Below are 17,178 nucleotides of genomic sequence, written 5' to 3'. Positions count from 1 at the left end.
TGAAACACAAACCCATCCGTTTTTGTATGCCCAAATCCTATCCATTACCCACTATCAACGAGATTAACAATCAGATAGATATGTTGCTACAGACACAGCCTGTATTGACTTGCCAGCGGGTAAAAAAAGGAAAATATTTTTATCGCGAACTAGCTGCTGCTTTTCGGAAAGAAGTATCCATCCATCGGCTGGACAGCCTGCTGCAACTCGTTTCGCTGGAATGTGCTGCGGGCGCCTCTGCTTCTCGTTGCAGAGAGTGGTTTGCCTGTATGGGGGCTCTGGCGGCTCAACCCAAAGAGGGAAGTTTATTGCCAGAACAGCCAGTAGAAGCAGTGATCTATTTTGCATTGGCAGGCATATTTGACCAAACGCTGTATGAACACTGGCCGGATGATATTCCTAGTTTGCAAACTGCCGATCGTGTCATCTATGCCTTGATGACAGGGAAACCTGTTTCTATTGAAGAAAGCAACCTGTATGATAGTCCCTACTGGTTGGAATTGTATAAGGCGATCCGTAGTCAATCTGTATCAGCCACTCAAAAAGCTGTTTTACAACTAGCTGATTACTGGGTGCATGAGTATAAACAAACTGATACACTTGATTTTGAGCCTTACCGATATCCTTGTTTTGAACCAGATTGTAATGCGGTTTTAACCCTGATACTTTATCGGGAACGAATGCGGATAGAGCTCCCTGCTGAAAAATATAAACGATTTTATGTGGCCGCCTTGTTGGCTGACTGATTCAACATACCAAATATTATTTTACGTATCAATTCCTGCAAAATCTATGAAACGTACCGAATCCTTTCAAAATCTACTTTTAATTATAGCAGCCGATGGTGTAATTACACCCACCGAAAAAGATGTGGTTGACCAGTTTTCATATTCTCTGGGGATTACTGATGAAGAGTACAGCTATTATGTGCAGAACATCAGAAATCTATCATTTGTGATCCCTGATACCAAAGAAGAAGCTGGCAATGAGTTGTTTTCGATGATACTGGTCTGCCTGGAAAGTGGTGAACTGAATGAACGGGAAGAGACCGCCTTATTGGGATTTGCACTACAGGCAGGCTTTTCTGAAGATGAATTTTATGCTATTGTAAACTATACCATCGACAAACGGAACAAAGAACAACAGCAAACGACTGATGCCAACAAGCAAAGCTATGAATGGGCAGTTGCAGGTACCCGGCAGTCGGGTAAAACGGATGCGGAAATTGCCAATATCCTGGTAGCAAATGTAGTACAGCCGCATAATCTTACGTATCAGTTTTCAGAGGACGAAGAAATCAACCGTGCTTTTTATGGACTGGTGTGGTCGGTATTCCATCGGTATCAGATACTTCGTCATCCAACAGGTATTGTGCTCACTACCATGCGAATGGACCTCATAAAATCAGGAGATTGCACCCTGGACGATTTGCTGGAAGATCTAATAGTGGCAGAGGAAGCAGTGGGAGACGGAAAGTCCTTCAATCTCCAAACAGCACCTCTGGCTGCCCTGATTGAAGACCTAAAGCATAGTTTTCCCTTTAACAACAACTAACTAACTTGACAGACAGGTTGATTGGTGAAAGACCTGTCTGGGTACACGCTCAAAATCCTATGCTTGCCATCACTCAGGAACTTATCCAACAGCTTCAGACGCCTGCTCGCCACGATTACCGTCACATCGAATTTTATTGTGATGTGATTGGAACCTATGGAGACGCTTCAGATGCAGACACATTGGTCACCTTCTTTCTGGAAAAGCCTTTTGCCTATAATCGGGAAAGCGTACTTGTACCCATTGCCACACTTGGAAATGCCTCCATAGCAAAGCGTATAGCCGATGTGTGTCTGGATGGCCTGCAACTCAAAGCAGAGGTAGCGACTGAGGTGCTGCAATGTTTGGGTGCCATGCAGTATGAACCCGCAAAGCCTGTGCTGATGCATTACATCACTAATTCAGATCTGCATTGGGAAGTGCAACAGGCTTGTTTGGGACTCATGTGTTTTGAGGATCTGACACCCTACAAAGAAACTATTGAACAGGAAATCAGCAAGTGTATGGGAAAGAATCTGTTTAGCGAGTTTGTGCCTATGCTGGCTTGCCGTACGGATAATTCTTCATTAAAAGATGCGCTGTATCAGCTTGGAAATACCACCGCCTCTACCGACTGTAATGCCGGAATCATACTGGGTATTGCTTTGTACGAAGACAAACCCCTGTTTAAAAGGATTCTCTGGGACAATCATTGGGAAGCGGCAGGAAGTGGCACAGGTACTATCCAATGGACACTAACTGCGATGCGGTTGCTCTCTGTTTCTTTTTCGGAACTCTTTGCAGATTTGTTGGTCCTCATGGAGAATACCTCCGATGTTATACACAACTGGAAACCCTTTCAGCTATTTCTGGATTTGCTGGAGGCGCATGTGATGCTGAGTTATTCTGCTGCATGGAACTACCAGCCTCACAAAAAAGTAGAAAGCTGTGTATCGATCTGGCAATCTGTTTTTGAATCGGAATCATTCAACCTGTCTGATCTTGCCCGAAAATACATTCGCTACGACCAGGAACTGCAATCGCACTATTTAGATCGGGTACAACACCTGAAGGAAAAAGTAAGTCTGAAAAAACAGTCCGAAGAGTGGGAACGTTGGGTTGTTCTGGTAAAGCTCAAGTAATCAACTGTATATCTATTCTCTAAATTCTAACTAGCTTAAACAAATACATACTATGTTTGTTGAAAATAGTGTTTTGTCTCAAGATGAAGATGCCATTCGGTTTATGAATGCCTTTCTGGAAGCAGAATACCAGCTAACACTTGCACAGATTCAGGAAGACCTGGATGCCGAAGGATTCAAACAGAAAGTAAAAGATCTGGACAGCCACTATTTTTCGGGCAATGTAGCTTCAGGCATACTGCGTTTTAAACAACCCGGAACACCTGGATTTGAAGACATTAAATCTCAGATACAGATCAATGCACCCCGCAGGCTTTTTCTGGTACGGGTATATCAGCACGATTCACTGGGCTTGGTGTATCGTTTTTATACAGGTACAAACCGTAAGAAAGGAATCTCCTACTTTTATTCCTATTATGTCATCCAAGTCGATCAGGCGTTTAAGATTGTAGCCCGGTATATGAGTAGTGATACGTCTACAGGTTGGGAGTGGCACGCCGGCCTCCGTTTTAGCAAAGAAGCACTTACCTTTCTGCGAGTCTATCGCCTGCTTGAGCCTCATGAAAAAAATACGGGCGATTATACCAGTGAGGCTGGAATAGATTATAAACAGGAGGTTATGCTTGACAAACCACAATCACAGATTGTGACTGCCTCCCTTATTCCAGACGCTGAGCCTTTTGAAACAGTTTTTGAAAGAATCCAGATGAAAGCAGAAGACTTGAACAATCTGGCGATTCAAAAAGCAGAAGAAGGTAGGTTGGAAGAAGCACTGGATTATTATAACCAGGCATTGAATCTCTCATCCAATAACGCTGAAATTCTTTACAACCGGGCTATGCTTTTACAGGATATGGGAGAATGGGAAGAGGCTATGGATGACTATGATCTCTCGCTCTTTATCAAGCCGGAGAATGTAGATTGTCTGGTGGCACGTGCCAGTTTAAAAGAAGATTTGGGGCAGCCCGAAAAGGCACTGGAAGATCTGGCAGAGGCATTGAGACTGGAACCGGAAAATACGACAGCCTTAAATAATCGGGGGTATTTGTATCGTAGCCTGGGTCGTTTTAGTGAGTCTTTACAGGATTTGCACAACGCCCACCAAATTGATCCGGAAGATACCCTGGTCATGCAATCACTGGCCGAAACGTATACAGATGCAGGCCAGTACGACACTGCTATTGACTGGCTGGAAAAAGCACTACAAAAGGATCCTGCCTTACAGGAAGAAATCCGGAATAATACCTTGTACGCACCATTACATACTCACAAAAGATATCAGCAGTTATTCAATTTCTAAAACCTGGCATGTCAACAGTTACAATTGCTCAATTGAAAGAGAAATTACACTACTTGTCACAAGTAGACAAAAAGCGGAAAATACACGGAGCAGATTGGTTTGTAAACGAACAACAACACGGGCATGAGTACAAATCTTATCCGGTTTCTGAGGTGGAACTTCTGCAACTGGAACAAACATTCGGTATACAGCTACCTCAGGATTACCGCAATTTTCTTTTACATATCGGCTGGGGTGCTGGACCAGGATATAGGTTACTTAATCCTAAAGAGTTGGTAAGCTACACCAGGCATTTTTCAAATGATCCAGACCGTTGGTTTGGTGATGAATACTTAAATGAAGAGACTGGCTATGGAGAGCTTACTTACTTCCGTGAGTTAACGTCTGAACACATTGCTATTTTCAGAAATAAACTTCTGACAGAAAAACCCAGTGTGCTGTCTCATATTGCTCCTGTTATTTTGTCAATTGAGGGGGCAATCGTGATTAATAAAAATGGGGGTGGGTACTGTCATGCTCTAGTGGTAGAAGGTGAATTGAGGGGAACTATCTGGAATATTGCAGGAGGTAACAGTATTTCTTCGATCCCACAAGGAATGGTGACCCAGAAAGGGGATAATACTTTTGAATATCCCACTAGGCCATTTACATTCTTCCAATGGATAGAAAACTGGCTGGATGAAAGTATAAAGGAAGCAATTCGTAAATACTAAGGCCAAAGATAATATTTACAAAACTCTATCTGCACAACAATCCACTTTCGAGCCAAATGCAGGAGCAAATCAGATATAGGCTGCCACAATGCAAAATCTGGTTTTGACTCATCGTGTTTTAAGCCTTTACCCATTTTTATTTTTCTGTTTTTCCTATGTTTTCCTATTTACTTTCGATTCTGAAAAAAGATAGAGTAACACCACAAGAATTGCAACAAATTACTTGTCTTACATCAGTAACTCTTACCTGTGGTCCAGATCTTACAGATTCTTATTGTGATAGTATTGAAAAGTTGGTTTCTCTCGCATCGTTGAAAGAAATGGAACTTTGGGATTTTAGAGTGAGTGCAGAAACGCTTGATCTCAACAGACGATTGATCCAATTACTCGGTTCAATCCCAACACTGATTTCTTTAAAAATACATATCAACTACCAATTAGAAGACCAGGAACATTTGTTTGATCCACTGGCAGAGTTGAAAAGTTTGAACCAATTAGAATTGATTGTACAGGAAAGTACACCTGTAAAAGAGTGTGCAGAACCTTCATCTCACTTCAAGTATCTGCCCGATTTTATCAATGGTCTGACCAATTTACGCCGGCTTGACATTAAAATAAAGGGAAGTATGTCAATGTCCAAAAAAGCTTTTGTCACTCTCCTGAAACTGGAAGAATTTTTCCTGGAACTTTCCGAACCTCCTGTTTCGAACACCATTCATCTACTGATGCGAAATTTATTTCAGTTGCCTGTAATTAAGACTATTTCTATCCGTAGTGCTTATGAGGGACACAAGAAAGAAACAGAGATTATAAAACCAGAACAATATACCATTATCAGGAGGCTGGTCAGTATACAGAAAATAATACTTCATAATTTAAATTTACGACACTTACCTGCTGCTTTACAAGAATGTGAGAACCTGGAAGTACTGGATATTTCGGATAATGATATTTCAATATTTCCTGGTTATTTGTCAAAACTAAAAAAGCTTACACTAAACGGTAACAGAACAATTGACTTGGACCAAATACTGACTTATCTCAATCCAGGCACACTCCAAGAGTTAACTATCTGTAATTGTAATCTGACTGAACTCCCTGCTCAGATTGGTCGATTTAGACAGTTAAAGTATCTATATCTTTCAGACAATCCCTTGCAAAAATTTCCAATAGAAATAGCCAGATTGGAAAATATTGTGTATATCTACAAAGCCATCAATAACAGTGCAATAAAATTTGGACAACCTGTTTCAGATTTTATTGCATATATGAGAGACCGTTCTTTTTCGGAAGAAGATAAAAAACGAGCCTATGCGTTGTTACTTCTCAATGCATCCAACATGGATGACGCTTCTGCGTTGGATATCATTCCCTTTCTGACAGAAAAAAGACCCGCCCTTGTCAAAAATACCCTTTTTCAACTGGAAAAGAAGGTTGTTGATTCGATTAGTGCGACTGAAAATCCTTCTTCATTGTGTATTTGTTTGTTTGGTATAGTAGAAGGTATGAGTACCAGAGAATTAAAAGAGAAATGTAAAAAGCAGAGCATTCAGCTTGAAAGCACACTGACAGATAAAACCACCCATATTCTCATTGGTAAAGGTATCAGTGAAGAGCAAGTGCAACAAGTTCAGCAATCCAGTTTGCCTCTGGTGACAGGAACACAACTAAAATCCTACCTGGAAAAGCTGGATACTCCTTTCCTGAAAGAATCCGATACACATACACAAACCAATCTGACCCGTTTGCTGATCAGCGTTGAGCCCGCCAATATTCAGTTAGCACTGGAAATGATCAATCAGGGAGGTTTACCAGATTCCGTTTTGTATACACTGGTGTTGGTGGTTTTACAAAAAGAGCTGGATAGCAAAATCAAAAAGAAAGCCATGACTGTGCTGGAAAAGTGTGCTCCTGTTGAGATTACAGCATTAGTCAAACGCATTCGCATGAAGACCGACTATTTGAAAATTATTCAATTGTTGTGGAAATCACCTGAGATAGATAAAACGCTATTGGCGAGAAGCATTCTTCAATTTTACTTTTGGGAAAGCTACTCCATTTGTAGTAAAGAGCACCAGCAAATAATACAGTCTGAAAAAATCTCAAAATACTGCTTGTATTACTTGCTCACTACAAGTGTAGAAGATGCCGATTTTGCTGTAAGGTCGCAAATTACCAGACATGGAATTCTTTTTTGGTCCTGGTTGCCACTGGACAAACTCACTTCCAGCAAGGCAACTTTGGATAAAATAGAAGCGCTAAAAATACACATCAGTGATTTCGCAAAGAAAAAGAATCCATTGAAATCCTTTACAGGGTTGAAAACACTGTATCTGGCTGAAAAGAATGATGAATTACGGGAACAGGCAGAGCCTAACCTGGAAAGGTTGCAACAAGATTTACCACAACTACAGGTATTTTTTAACTGAATTGAGTGAAGACACACTATCCCGGCAGTTGGTTTTGACTCATCGTTTTTAATCCTTCTTTAACCCATTTTGATTTTTTATTCCTCCTATGGCATCCGATTTATTGTCGATTCTGAAAAAAGAAACAATGACTCCAAAGCAACTCAAAGAAGTTTCTAGTATGAGAATTGTAGAACTTTCATGTGATTTGCCTCTGACAGATTCCTTTTGTGATACTTTTGAAAAGTTGATTTCTCTGACTTCCTTGAAAAAACTGGAACTTTGGGATTTTAGAGTGAGTGCAGAAACGCTTGATCTCAACAGACGATTGATCCAAGCAATTGGCTCAATCAAAACACTGACTTTTCTAAAGATAGATATCAACTGCCAGCTGGAGGATCAGGAACATTTGTTTGATCCACTGGTAGAATTACAAAATCTGCAGGAACTCATATTGATTTTGCGTGGAGATATCCCAAGAAACGAGTGGCCCAAACCTGCATCCCGTTTGAAACGTCTACCTGATTTTGTCAATAAGCTGAGTAGTGTACGAGAGCTTTTCATCAGTATGCAGGAGCCAGTCCCTTTGGCTGAAGAATCTTTTGTCTCTCTCCAGCAACTACAAAAATTCACGATGTATATTTCAGACCCTCCTGCTGCTGCTACAGTTCGAACCCTGATGCGAAATTTATTTTTATTACCTGCCCTGAAAAGTTGCTACGTTTTTGGTTACTATAACTATGACAAGCCTCGAAGAGGCAAACCAATTTTTTTTGCAGAAGACAATAGAGAGTTTATGAGTTTACCTCAACTCCGCATAGTGAAGTTTAACGATCTGGATTTGGGACAGTTGCCAACTGGATTAGCCAGATGTGAAAATCTGGAAGAACTGACAATTGGTAAGAATTACATTACGACATTTCCAGAGTGTCTGTGTAAGATAAAAAAATTGGAAATCACCCATAATAAAACATTGGATTTAGGTCAGATACTAACTTGCCTTGATCCGGGTATGATGGAAACACTAATCCTCAATCATTGCAAGCTTAAGGAACTGCCAAGCCAGATTGGTCTTCTGAGAAAGTTGAAAAAAATTGATATTTACAATAATTCTATTAAAAAACTTCCAGTAGAAATCGGTGTGCTGGATAATCTTACCTTCCTTCATACAACATGTCGTGAGATTGAAATACACTCTCATGCTCCTTTTTCTTCCTTTCTTTCTCATTTACGGAATCATTCATTTACTGATGAAGAAAAAAAAGCAGGTGTTGCCATCTATTTTCAGAAAAATGATTACTTGGACTCTGTTCCCGCTTCAACAATTATTCCGTTGCTGCTGATTTCAAAGCCTACTGTTCCCCAAAGTGTTCTGGCAGTTCTGGAAAAGAAGATTCCTGACTCGATTGGGGCTATCCAAGATTCTTCTAACCTGTGTATCTGTCTGTATGGGGTAGTAGAAGGGCTGGGCTTAAAAGAACTGAAAGAAAAATATAAAAAATATGGTATTCGAACTGAAAGCACGCTGACAGATAAAGCCACTCACATTCTCATTGGCAAAGGTATTACCAAAGAACAAATACAACTCGTACTCAAATCCTCTCTTCCTCTGGTAACAAGCGGACACCTCAGAGCCTATCTTGAAAAGCTGGAAAAACCCTTTCTGAAAGAATCTGATCAGACAATAGTAACAAACCTGAAACGGCTGTTGATCAGTGTCGACGACGACAATCTACAACTGGCACTGGAAATGATCAATCAGGGAGGTTTGCCGGATTCCGTTTTGTACACATTGGTGTTGGTGGTTTTGACATTTATAGATAGCAAAATCAAGAAAAGAGCTATGACCCTACTCGAACGGTCTGCGCCTGCTAGTGTGATAGCTGCCATTGTCCGTATTCGGTTAAAAAACGACTATTTGAAAATTATTCATTTGCTCTGGAACGCACCTGATATTTACAAAACGCTGCTTGCCAGAGCAATTCTGGAGATTTGTCTTCCTGAATATTCTGCAATTTGTAGCCGGACACATGAGAAGATGGTAAAAGACGCTTCAATCAGAGAATTTTGTTTGTGTCATCTAATGGATGTCAGTATTGAGGATGCCGATTTTGCCCTACAGGTACAAACTGAAAACAATGTTTTAGATTGGTCATGTTTGCCTCTGGACAAACTTATCGTTGGCAAAGCCAGTCTGGATAAAATAGAAGCGCTAAAAATACACATTAGCGATTTCGCAAAGAAAACAAATCCATTGAAATCATTTACAGGGTTGAAAATACTTTACTTGGCCGGAAGTAATACCGAAAGGCGAAAACAGGCAGAGCCTAACCTGGAAAAGTTGCAACAGGATTTACCTCAAATACAGGTATTTTTCACTTAATAATCCTGCAAATAATCGTAGAGTGAATCAGGTAAGGAGACTGATTAAACCAGACCTAAAAACAAGACACAATAGAACCAAGAAATATAACTAATCTACTCTTAAATCTATGATGGAAGAAGCCATTGCCTTTATTAACGAATTTATTGCCAACGAATATGCTGCCTGGCAAGCCTATTACCTGGAGCAGGATGATGAACTCTTCGAAGAAGTTCGGGATAAGGTTGATCGTATGTATGGGGCTGACTTAATGACTGAGGTGAATTATCGGTCAATATATGAGTCATGGTTTACAGAGGGAGAAGCCAAGCTTGCACAGGTCAAACCACGTATTCTGTTTCAGATCAAAGAATATGAGCATACAGACTATGGATCTCTGTTTCGGTGCTATGTAAGCAGTTATTCTAACTGGAGTGACTCTTATTCTGCCTCCTTTTATATTGCCAAACGCGAAAATTTTCGCACGAAAGAAAAGGAGTGGCGGATTGTGAGCAAATACAATAACGATGTGGGAAACTGGCAGTGGCGGGGTGGCATTCGGGTTGAGCCGCTAGGTAAGTTGCTCTCGGTTCGCCAGTTTCAGCCACCTGCTGATCCTGTAGATCTGGCCGATTATGAAGCCGCACTCAATTCGGTGGTTGCCCCAACGGAGACAAAGACAGCACCCACCCCCGTAAGCTTGGACAGAGAAAAGGGAGAGAATCCACAACGGGATGCTTTTGTTGAAACGTTTGGAGCCATTGAAGAAAAAGTCCTCTGGGGCAAACAATATGCAGGTACTCCTTCCCAGGACCCCAACTGGTCTATTTTCCTGACCTTGTTGGGGGGTAAGTTTTATACCAGTGGCTTTTTCCGACAAGGTGCAGATCCGTTGTCTGATACATTGCCCTGGCCTGCTTTAGGGGAAGCAATCCGTTTTACTCAGGAACTAGCTCAGCTACTGACCGAAGCAGGATGTACAGCACTCAATTCAGAAGGAGACATGGCCTATTTTCCTTTTGTGTATTGTGGAGAGATGATAGATGGCTTGCCTGATTTTATTGCATTAGGTCAGTTTCTGGAAGGAGCAAAACTCAGAATGAAAAGGATACAGAAACGTAATTGCATCTTTTGGGATCAACAGGCCGATGAGGAATACAAGGAATACCTGTCGCCTCAGACCTTTGAGGCTTTTGAACAGGTGAGTCAGAAGATGAAAGCCACGCTCAAAAGCCTGGTAGAAATTTCACTTGTCTATGAGCCTGCATTCCCAGTGGTGATGGGTGGCACCTTTCAGCCAGGCATCTTTGCTGGGCTTGTGACACTGATGATCAGAAGATAGGTTTTAAATTTAGTTTTGATAACACCGTATGAAAAACACTCTTTTTTTCGGCTCATCAAAAGATATCATAAGTCCACAGGAAGCAGAAAAGCTTTCAGGGATTGAGTCGATAGAAATTTTTTATGATTTTGTACATCAGAAAACCTATCCCTTCTGTGATGTGTTTGAGAAGTTACTTAACCTGTCTACTCTTACATCTATCCGGGTAGAGAATTTTGTTTTGAAAGCACAACCTTTGGAGGAGGATATGCGTTTTCTAAAATTGCTCAGTTCTGTTGAAACACTAACCCGATTAGAGATTGGAATCTATTTGGAAAGTGCAGAGAATGAATCTTTGCTAGATATTCTAGGAGGACTTAAAAATCTGAAAGAACTGAAATTAGGGAACCGAAGTCATAGATGTTTTGCTGACCATTTTAAGTTGTTACCCAACTTTATCAATCAGTTAACCAATCTGGAATCACTTGATATTGAAGTAGGTACTCCATGTATTTTTACTGAAGATCTATTTCTTCCACTTCACAAACTTAAAAGATTCCATCTAACTATTTGGGATGAGCCTCAACCTGATTTGGTCCGAATAGTAATTAATAATCTGATATACCTACCGGAGGTGGAAAACATCTGTGTGAAAGGAATGTATAATCAGTCTTTACCAGTTGGCAACCTCATTGTATTTCCCAAAAGTCACAACAGTTCCGTTAAAGGAGCAAATCTGCAGAATGTCACATTTAAAAACCTGAACCTGGGTCAATTACCTGGTTGTTTGCTGAATGTAAAAGAACTTAATCTGGAAGATAATACTGGAATTGATCTGGACCAGGTACTGAGTTGTCTTAATCCAGAAGAATTGGAGTCACTTGAGTTAAGGAATTGTTCTATTTCCGAACTACCTGTCCGTATTGGCCAGTTTCGTAAATTAAAAAAAATGGATCTTGGTGGCAATCCTGTAAAAAAACTTCCGATAGAAATAGGCCTATTGGATAAACTTACAAATCTCTCCGCGGTATATCAAAAGATTCAAATTTATACTAACAGCCCCTTTTCTAACTTTCTTTCTCATTTACGAATCTATTCGTTTACTGACGAAGAAAAAAAAGCAGGTGTTGCCATCTATTTTAAGAAAAACGACTATCTGGACTCTGTTCCCCTTTCAATAATTCTTCCGTTGTTGCTGATTTCACAAAGCACCATTGCCCAGAATGTCCTGGCTCTTCTGGAAAAGAAGATTGCTGATTCGATTGGGGCTACTTCAGACCCTTGTTCATTGTGTATTTGCCTGTTCGGATCAGTAGAAGGAATGAGTACCAGAGAATTAAAAGAGAAATGTAGAAAACACAATATTCAGCTTGAAACCACACTGACAGATAAAACCAGCCACATTCTCATTGGCAAAGGCATTACCGAAGAACAGATCAAACAGATGCAGCAATCCAATCTGCCTCTGGTGACAGGAACACAACTAAAATCCTACCTGGAAAAGCTGGATACTCCTTTCCTGAAAAAATCTGATACACATACACAAACCAATCTGACCCGTTTGCTGATCAGCGTTGATCCAGCCAATGTTCAAGTGGCATTGGAAATGATCAATCAGGGTGGTTTGCCAGAGTCTATTTTGTATACATTGGTGTTGGTGGTTTTGCAGAAAGAGCTGGATAGCAAAGTCAAAAAGAAAGCCATGACTATGTTGGAAAAATATGTATCTGCTGAAATTGTTGCAGTAGTCAAACGCATTCGAATGAAGACTGACTATTTGAAAATCATTCAATTATTGTGGAAATCATCTGAGATTGATAAAACGCTGCTGGCCAGAACTATTCTTCAATTAGAATTATCAGGAAATTTTATGATTTGCAGTGAGGAGTTTCAACAGGTACAATCTGTTGGAATTCCCAAAAACAATCTGTATAGTTTACTTAAAAATAGTGTGGAAGATGCAGATCTGGTTTTACAATCACAAACAGACACAAACGGAATTCTCACTTGGGTATGGTTTCCTCTGGACAAACTCACCAGCAGTAAAGCCAGCCTAGATAAAATAGAAGCGCTAAAAATACACATCAGTGATTTTGCAAAGAAAAAAAAACCGTTGAAATCATTTACGAGCTTGAAAACGCTGTGTCTGACAAATACTAATGCCTCTTTACAGGAACAAGCAAAAGCCAGCCTGGAAAAGTTGCAACAAGATCTTCCATACCTTAAGGTGGTTTTTAGTTAAAAATAGTGCTGAGTAGCACCTTTCAGCCAGGCATTTTTGCCGGGCTTGTGACACTGATGATCAGAAGATAGCTTTTAAATTTAGTTTTGATAACACCCTATGAAAAATAACCGTCATTTAAAAAACTCGCTTTACTTTGGTTCTGAGAAAGAGATAATAAGTCCGCAAGAGGCGGAGAGGCTCTCCGCTATTGAGTCAATAGAAGTTCAATACCGATGGGCTCACCAAAAAACACATCCCTTTTGTGATGTATTTGATAAGCTGGTTTCAAAGCCTTCACTGACCGCCATCAAGGTTGCTGATTTTAATTTCTCGCCTCAAACACTAGCAGCAGACATCCGATTTCTGGAACTATTAAGTTCTGTGAAATCACTAACCCAATTGGATATTTCGGTAACTTTCCAAGTTCCTGAGAGTAACCCACCACTGGATGTGTTTGCTCGGCTAAACCAACTGGAGAATCTGAAAGTACTGGATATTGAAATAAAGCATTCGTCGCCCGTTTCTGAGGATCTGTTTCTGTCACTTCAAAAGCTTACAAAATTCAGTCTGAAAATCTGGGAGTATCCTGAGCCTGAGTTGGTAACGCAAGTGATAAACAATTTGATGCAATTGCCCAACCTGCAACAATGCGAGGTCTCATCCATACATAATTCACCATTGAATCCAGCTAAGGCCATTGCGTTTCCAGAAAATACGGGTGGTTTACCTAAGGCAATTAATCTTCATAAGGTAATCTTTCAAAACCTGAATCTAAGGCAGTTGCCTCCAGCTTTAATACATTGTGAAAACCTGCACACACTCATTTTGGAAAACAACAGTATTGTCCATTTGCCAGGATATTTGCCTCAAGTCAAACATCTTACACTAAACGGCAACAAAACAATCGACCTGGATCAGATACTAACCTGCGTTAATCCGGAGACCTTGCAATCACTGAATATAGGCAGTTGTACAGTTACGCAGCTTCCTGCCCGAATCGGTGATTTTCAGGCATTGGAAAATATCTACCTTGGCCGCACTGCATTACAGAAAATTCCCGTTGAGCTGATTTTTCTGGATAAGCTCACAGGTTTTCATGTAAATATGCCTCAAAGTGAAGTAAAGGACGGGGCCCCTTTGATAAGCCTGCTCAAATATGTAAGGCAAGACACGTACTCGGAGGAAGAAAAAAAGCGAATAGTTGCCGTTTTCTGTATGAATGAAGACTATCTGAACGATGTTTCTGGTTCAGAGTTGCTTCCTTTGCTAAATGTAAAAATCCCTGCTGTAGTCAGAAATACCCTTATTGTACTTGAAAAGAAAATTACCAATCCATTTGAACAATCACAAGTGTTATCCTTGGGTGGTATTTGTTTGTTTGGTACAGTGGATGGCATAAGTACCAAAGAACTGAAAGAAAAATGTAAAAAACACAATATTCAATTAGAAAGCACACTGACAGAGAAAACCACCCACATTCTCATTGGCAAAGGTATTTCTGAAGAACAAGTACAACTCGTACTCCAATCAAAACTGCCTCTGGTGACAGGATCACAACTAAAATCCTATCTGGAAAAGCTGGATATTCCTTTCCTGAAAGAATCCGATGAGAATACTCAAGCCAATCTGACTCGTCTGTTGATTAGTGTTGATCCAGCCAATATTCAATTAGCACTAGAAATGATCAATCAGGGTGGTTTGCCAGAGTCTATTTTGTATACACTGGTGTTGGTGGTTTTGCAGAAAGAGCTGGACAGCAAAGTCAAAAAGAAAGCCATGACTGTGTTGGAAAAATATGCATCTGCTGAAATTGTTGCAGTGGTCAAACGTATTCGAATGAAGACTGACTATCTAAAAATCATTCGATTGTTGTGGAAATCACCCGAAGTTGACAAAACGTTGTTGGCCAGAACCATTCTTCAATTCCATTTTGAAGAATACTATTCCATTTGTAGCAAAGAACACCAAGATATGATACAATCTGAAACGATTTCGAAAGACTGTTTGTATCACTTACTCACCACCAGTATTGAAGATGCCGACTTTGCTTTGCAGTCACAGAGTACGAATACCATTTTGAACTGGTCCTGGTTGCCACTGGATAAACTCACTTCCAGCAAGGCAAGTTTGGAGAAAGTGGAAGGACTAAAAATACAAATAAGCGATTTTGTAAAGAAAAAGAATCCGTTGAAATCATTTACAGGATTGAAAACACTGTATCTAGCTAAAAGTAATGCCTCTTTACAGGAACAGGCAAAAGCCAACCTGGAAAAGTTGCAGCAGGATGTACCTCAACTGCAAGTTGTTTTTGATGAGTAGCCTGAGAGGTACTAAACTCACTAATATATCTGTAAAATGTATGTTTGCATTGCGCATAGTTCACGGCAAACTATTTTCAGGGAAAGGAATCCAGCTTGTCTGATTCATGAAGAGATTGCCTATAACTCCGATCAATTTTGGCTTTGACCTGAATTCCGATCATTTTTTGTTTTGCGCATAACTCACCGCAAAAATAAAATCTGATCGGAATTCACCGCAAGTGTTGGCTTACATAGAATTATGCGCAAGAAAACTTTTGTCGTGAATTCCGATCAGCTATTTTGTTCAACAACCCTTAGTATATGACTAACCAAACTGTTTCATCTGATATTGTTTCATTCATAGAGTCATATATTCAATTGGAATATGAGGCATTGCTGGCCGAATATACTGAAGCCGTTTTCGACAGGTATTGGAAAAAGTCCATACAATTGAAAGTCTATGATTTGGTAACCTTGTATCATATTGGCAACAAGCGGCATTCCCGTATACATCTTCTTTCGGAAGAATGGGTAAAGGACATATCTATTCAACCCCGATCGCTGTACTGCATTCACCACTACCAGTGTACAAAAGTCGGCGATGTATTTGTGTGTTATGTGGGTCCGTTGGGAAAAGAAACCGATCCGTTTGCTTGGTATGTGGCCCGATTTCCGGAAGGGTTTCGTATTGTGTCCGAAAACACTATCGATTCCCGTACTGGGCAATGGGAAAAAGGTCCTGTCAGAGGTATGCAGATTCCCATACAGGAAACTGATGTCCCTGTTGCTGTGTATCGGTTTCAGATACCATCCGATAGTGTAACACTGGAAAAGTATCAGGCATTTGCGGACATTCAACCATCAGTAGAGAATCTTCCCTCCAGAGGTATATTTGAAGAACTGGATGGCTTCTTTACGGATCGCTATTTTTGCAGGGTGCCTGTCTTTGGGTTAGAACACATGGCTACTGGATTGATTGAAGACTTGAACTGGGAAGAAAGTGACGAACTATCTCTGAATCTGGAGTATTCAGGATATGATCTGGTGTATGAGTTGCAAGAGACTGTAAGTAAAGCTATGGAAAAAGAGAGAGTGGATATGGGTTCGTGGGTATATGCCAGGTTATGTTACCTGTCTAAAGCCTTTGCACGTGAGTGGAATAATCGCTGGCTGGGTGGTGATGGTGGAGGAAAAGAATTCTATCTGCTGATTGCTGATAAAGAAACTCAGGCTGTGTTGGGAATTCTGCATTTTGAGATGCAGCCGGGATATCTCAGTATAGACATAAGCGAACGGTCTAATCAATTGTCCCGAAGCGATTTTTATCGGGATTTTAGAACTACGTTACTGAATGAGCCGCTTTTACTAGCTTGTTGCAGCCTGATTGTAAGTGATTACGAACAAAATAGGTTTCCCTGGGAATATGGATGGGATGGAAAGTGCCTGTGGGGTGAAAATCATTCACAGTTGAGTGAGTTATTGCCAGTATGCATAGCTATACATACTGGGTTTTCAGTTGAAGAACGGTTAAAGGCACTGGAAACCATCTGGAATATACGCTCTACCCATTTATGGGAGTTTTTAACCCGGTTTCTGAAAGACCAAGCTCCACAGATGCGACAGGCTGCCGCTACCTATCTGGTACAACTTCGGGATAGACGGGCTATTCCGGCTTTAGAGCAATTACTGGAAATAGAAACAGTTGAATCCGTCAGACTGGCTGCATTGTCCGCACTTTTGGTAGTAACCAATTTACCAGCTGAATAACATGTGGGTTTATGTGGGTATACAACAGACTTTCTTTTCATTTTTGTCATGAGTAACCACCTAAGTGTGTGTCTTTCTATGCTCATCCGTAAAAACAAGACGGCTTTT

At 40.6% G+C, this 17,178-nt stretch carries 11 protein-coding genes; all 11 read left to right on the top strand.

From position 1 onward, the window contains the following. Nucleotides 1–26: 26 nt before the first annotated feature. The 11 genes from QNI15_RS24665 to QNI15_RS24615 all read left to right on the top strand — a co-directional run bounded on the left by QNI15_RS24665 (nt 27) and on the right by QNI15_RS24615 (nt 17,070). A complete protein-coding gene (locus QNI15_RS24665; RefSeq protein ID WP_314034218.1) occupies nt 27–746 on the top strand; it encodes a hypothetical protein in 720 nt (239 codons plus the stop codon). A gap of 46 nt (nt 747–792) precedes the next feature. Further along, nucleotides 793–1,554, top strand: a complete 762-nt coding sequence (locus QNI15_RS24660) for a hypothetical protein (RefSeq protein ID WP_314034216.1) — start codon at nt 793–795, stop codon at nt 1,552–1,554. 59 nt (nt 1,555–1,613) lie between these two features. Beyond that, the gene (locus QNI15_RS24655; RefSeq protein ID WP_314034214.1) at nt 1,614–2,675 is read left to right on the top strand and encodes a hypothetical protein; all 1,062 of its coding nucleotides are present in this window, start codon (nt 1,614–1,616) and stop codon (nt 2,673–2,675) included. A 52-nt stretch (nt 2,676–2,727) separates the two neighbouring features. Continuing rightward, nucleotides 2,728–3,975, top strand: coding sequence for a tetratricopeptide repeat protein (locus QNI15_RS24650; RefSeq protein ID WP_314034211.1), 1,248 nt, complete (start codon nt 2,728–2,730; stop codon nt 3,973–3,975). 8 nt (nt 3,976–3,983) lie between these two features. Next, nucleotides 3,984–4,688: an SMI1/KNR4 family protein gene (locus QNI15_RS24645; RefSeq protein ID WP_314034209.1), complete on the top strand. Its 705-nt coding sequence runs from the start codon at nt 3,984–3,986 to the stop codon at nt 4,686–4,688. 155 nt (nt 4,689–4,843) lie between these two features. After that, nucleotides 4,844–7,117, top strand: a complete 2,274-nt coding sequence (locus QNI15_RS24640; RefSeq protein WP_314034207.1) for a leucine-rich repeat domain-containing protein — start codon at nt 4,844–4,846, stop codon at nt 7,115–7,117. An 88-nt stretch (nt 7,118–7,205) separates the two neighbouring features. Further along, nucleotides 7,206–9,479 (top strand): leucine-rich repeat domain-containing protein, encoded by a 2,274-nt coding sequence (locus QNI15_RS24635; protein WP_314034205.1) that lies wholly within the window; start codon nt 7,206–7,208, stop codon nt 9,477–9,479. A 109-nt stretch (nt 9,480–9,588) separates the two neighbouring features. Continuing rightward, nucleotides 9,589–10,800 (top strand): hypothetical protein, encoded by a 1,212-nt coding sequence (locus QNI15_RS24630; RefSeq protein WP_314034203.1) that lies wholly within the window; start codon nt 9,589–9,591, stop codon nt 10,798–10,800. Nucleotides 10,801–10,828: 28 nt separating this feature from the next. Next, a complete protein-coding gene (locus tag QNI15_RS24625; protein WP_314034201.1) occupies nt 10,829–13,021 on the top strand; it encodes a hypothetical protein in 2,193 nt (730 codons plus the stop codon). Between the two features lie 99 nt (nt 13,022–13,120). Further along, on the top strand, nt 13,121–15,322 hold the full coding sequence (locus tag QNI15_RS24620; protein WP_314034199.1) for a leucine-rich repeat domain-containing protein: 2,202 nt from the start codon (nt 13,121–13,123) through the stop codon (nt 15,320–15,322). Nucleotides 15,323–15,624: 302 nt separating this feature from the next. After that, a complete protein-coding gene (locus QNI15_RS24615; protein WP_314034197.1) occupies nt 15,625–17,070 on the top strand; it encodes a HEAT repeat domain-containing protein in 1,446 nt (481 codons plus the stop codon). Nucleotides 17,071–17,178 lie beyond the last annotated feature (108 nt).

Origin of the sequence: Xanthocytophaga flava, assembly GCF_030068545.1 — a bacterium.
GTDB lineage: Bacteria > Bacteroidota > Bacteroidia > Cytophagales > 172606-1 > Xanthocytophaga > Xanthocytophaga flava.
This window is presented reverse-complemented; position numbering and strand designations above follow the sequence as displayed.

Coding starts and splice junctions, on each gene's coding strand:
- QNI15_RS24665 (WP_314034218.1), top strand. CDS start 27: ATGCCCAAATCCTATCCATTACCCACTATCAACGAGATTAACAATCAG.
- QNI15_RS24660 (WP_314034216.1), top strand. CDS start 793: ATGAAACGTACCGAATCCTTTCAAAATCTACTTTTAATTATAGCAGCC.
- QNI15_RS24655 (WP_314034214.1), top strand. CDS start 1,614: ATGCTTGCCATCACTCAGGAACTTATCCAACAGCTTCAGACGCCTGCT.
- QNI15_RS24650 (WP_314034211.1), top strand. CDS start 2,728: ATGTTTGTTGAAAATAGTGTTTTGTCTCAAGATGAAGATGCCATTCGG.
- QNI15_RS24645 (WP_314034209.1), top strand. CDS start 3,984: ATGTCAACAGTTACAATTGCTCAATTGAAAGAGAAATTACACTACTTG.
- QNI15_RS24640 (WP_314034207.1), top strand. CDS start 4,844: ATGTTTTCCTATTTACTTTCGATTCTGAAAAAAGATAGAGTAACACCA.
- QNI15_RS24635 (WP_314034205.1), top strand. CDS start 7,206: ATGGCATCCGATTTATTGTCGATTCTGAAAAAAGAAACAATGACTCCA.
- QNI15_RS24630 (WP_314034203.1), top strand. CDS start 9,589: ATGATGGAAGAAGCCATTGCCTTTATTAACGAATTTATTGCCAACGAA.
- QNI15_RS24625 (WP_314034201.1), top strand. CDS start 10,829: ATGAAAAACACTCTTTTTTTCGGCTCATCAAAAGATATCATAAGTCCA.
- QNI15_RS24620 (WP_314034199.1), top strand. CDS start 13,121: ATGAAAAATAACCGTCATTTAAAAAACTCGCTTTACTTTGGTTCTGAG.
- QNI15_RS24615 (WP_314034197.1), top strand. CDS start 15,625: ATGACTAACCAAACTGTTTCATCTGATATTGTTTCATTCATAGAGTCA.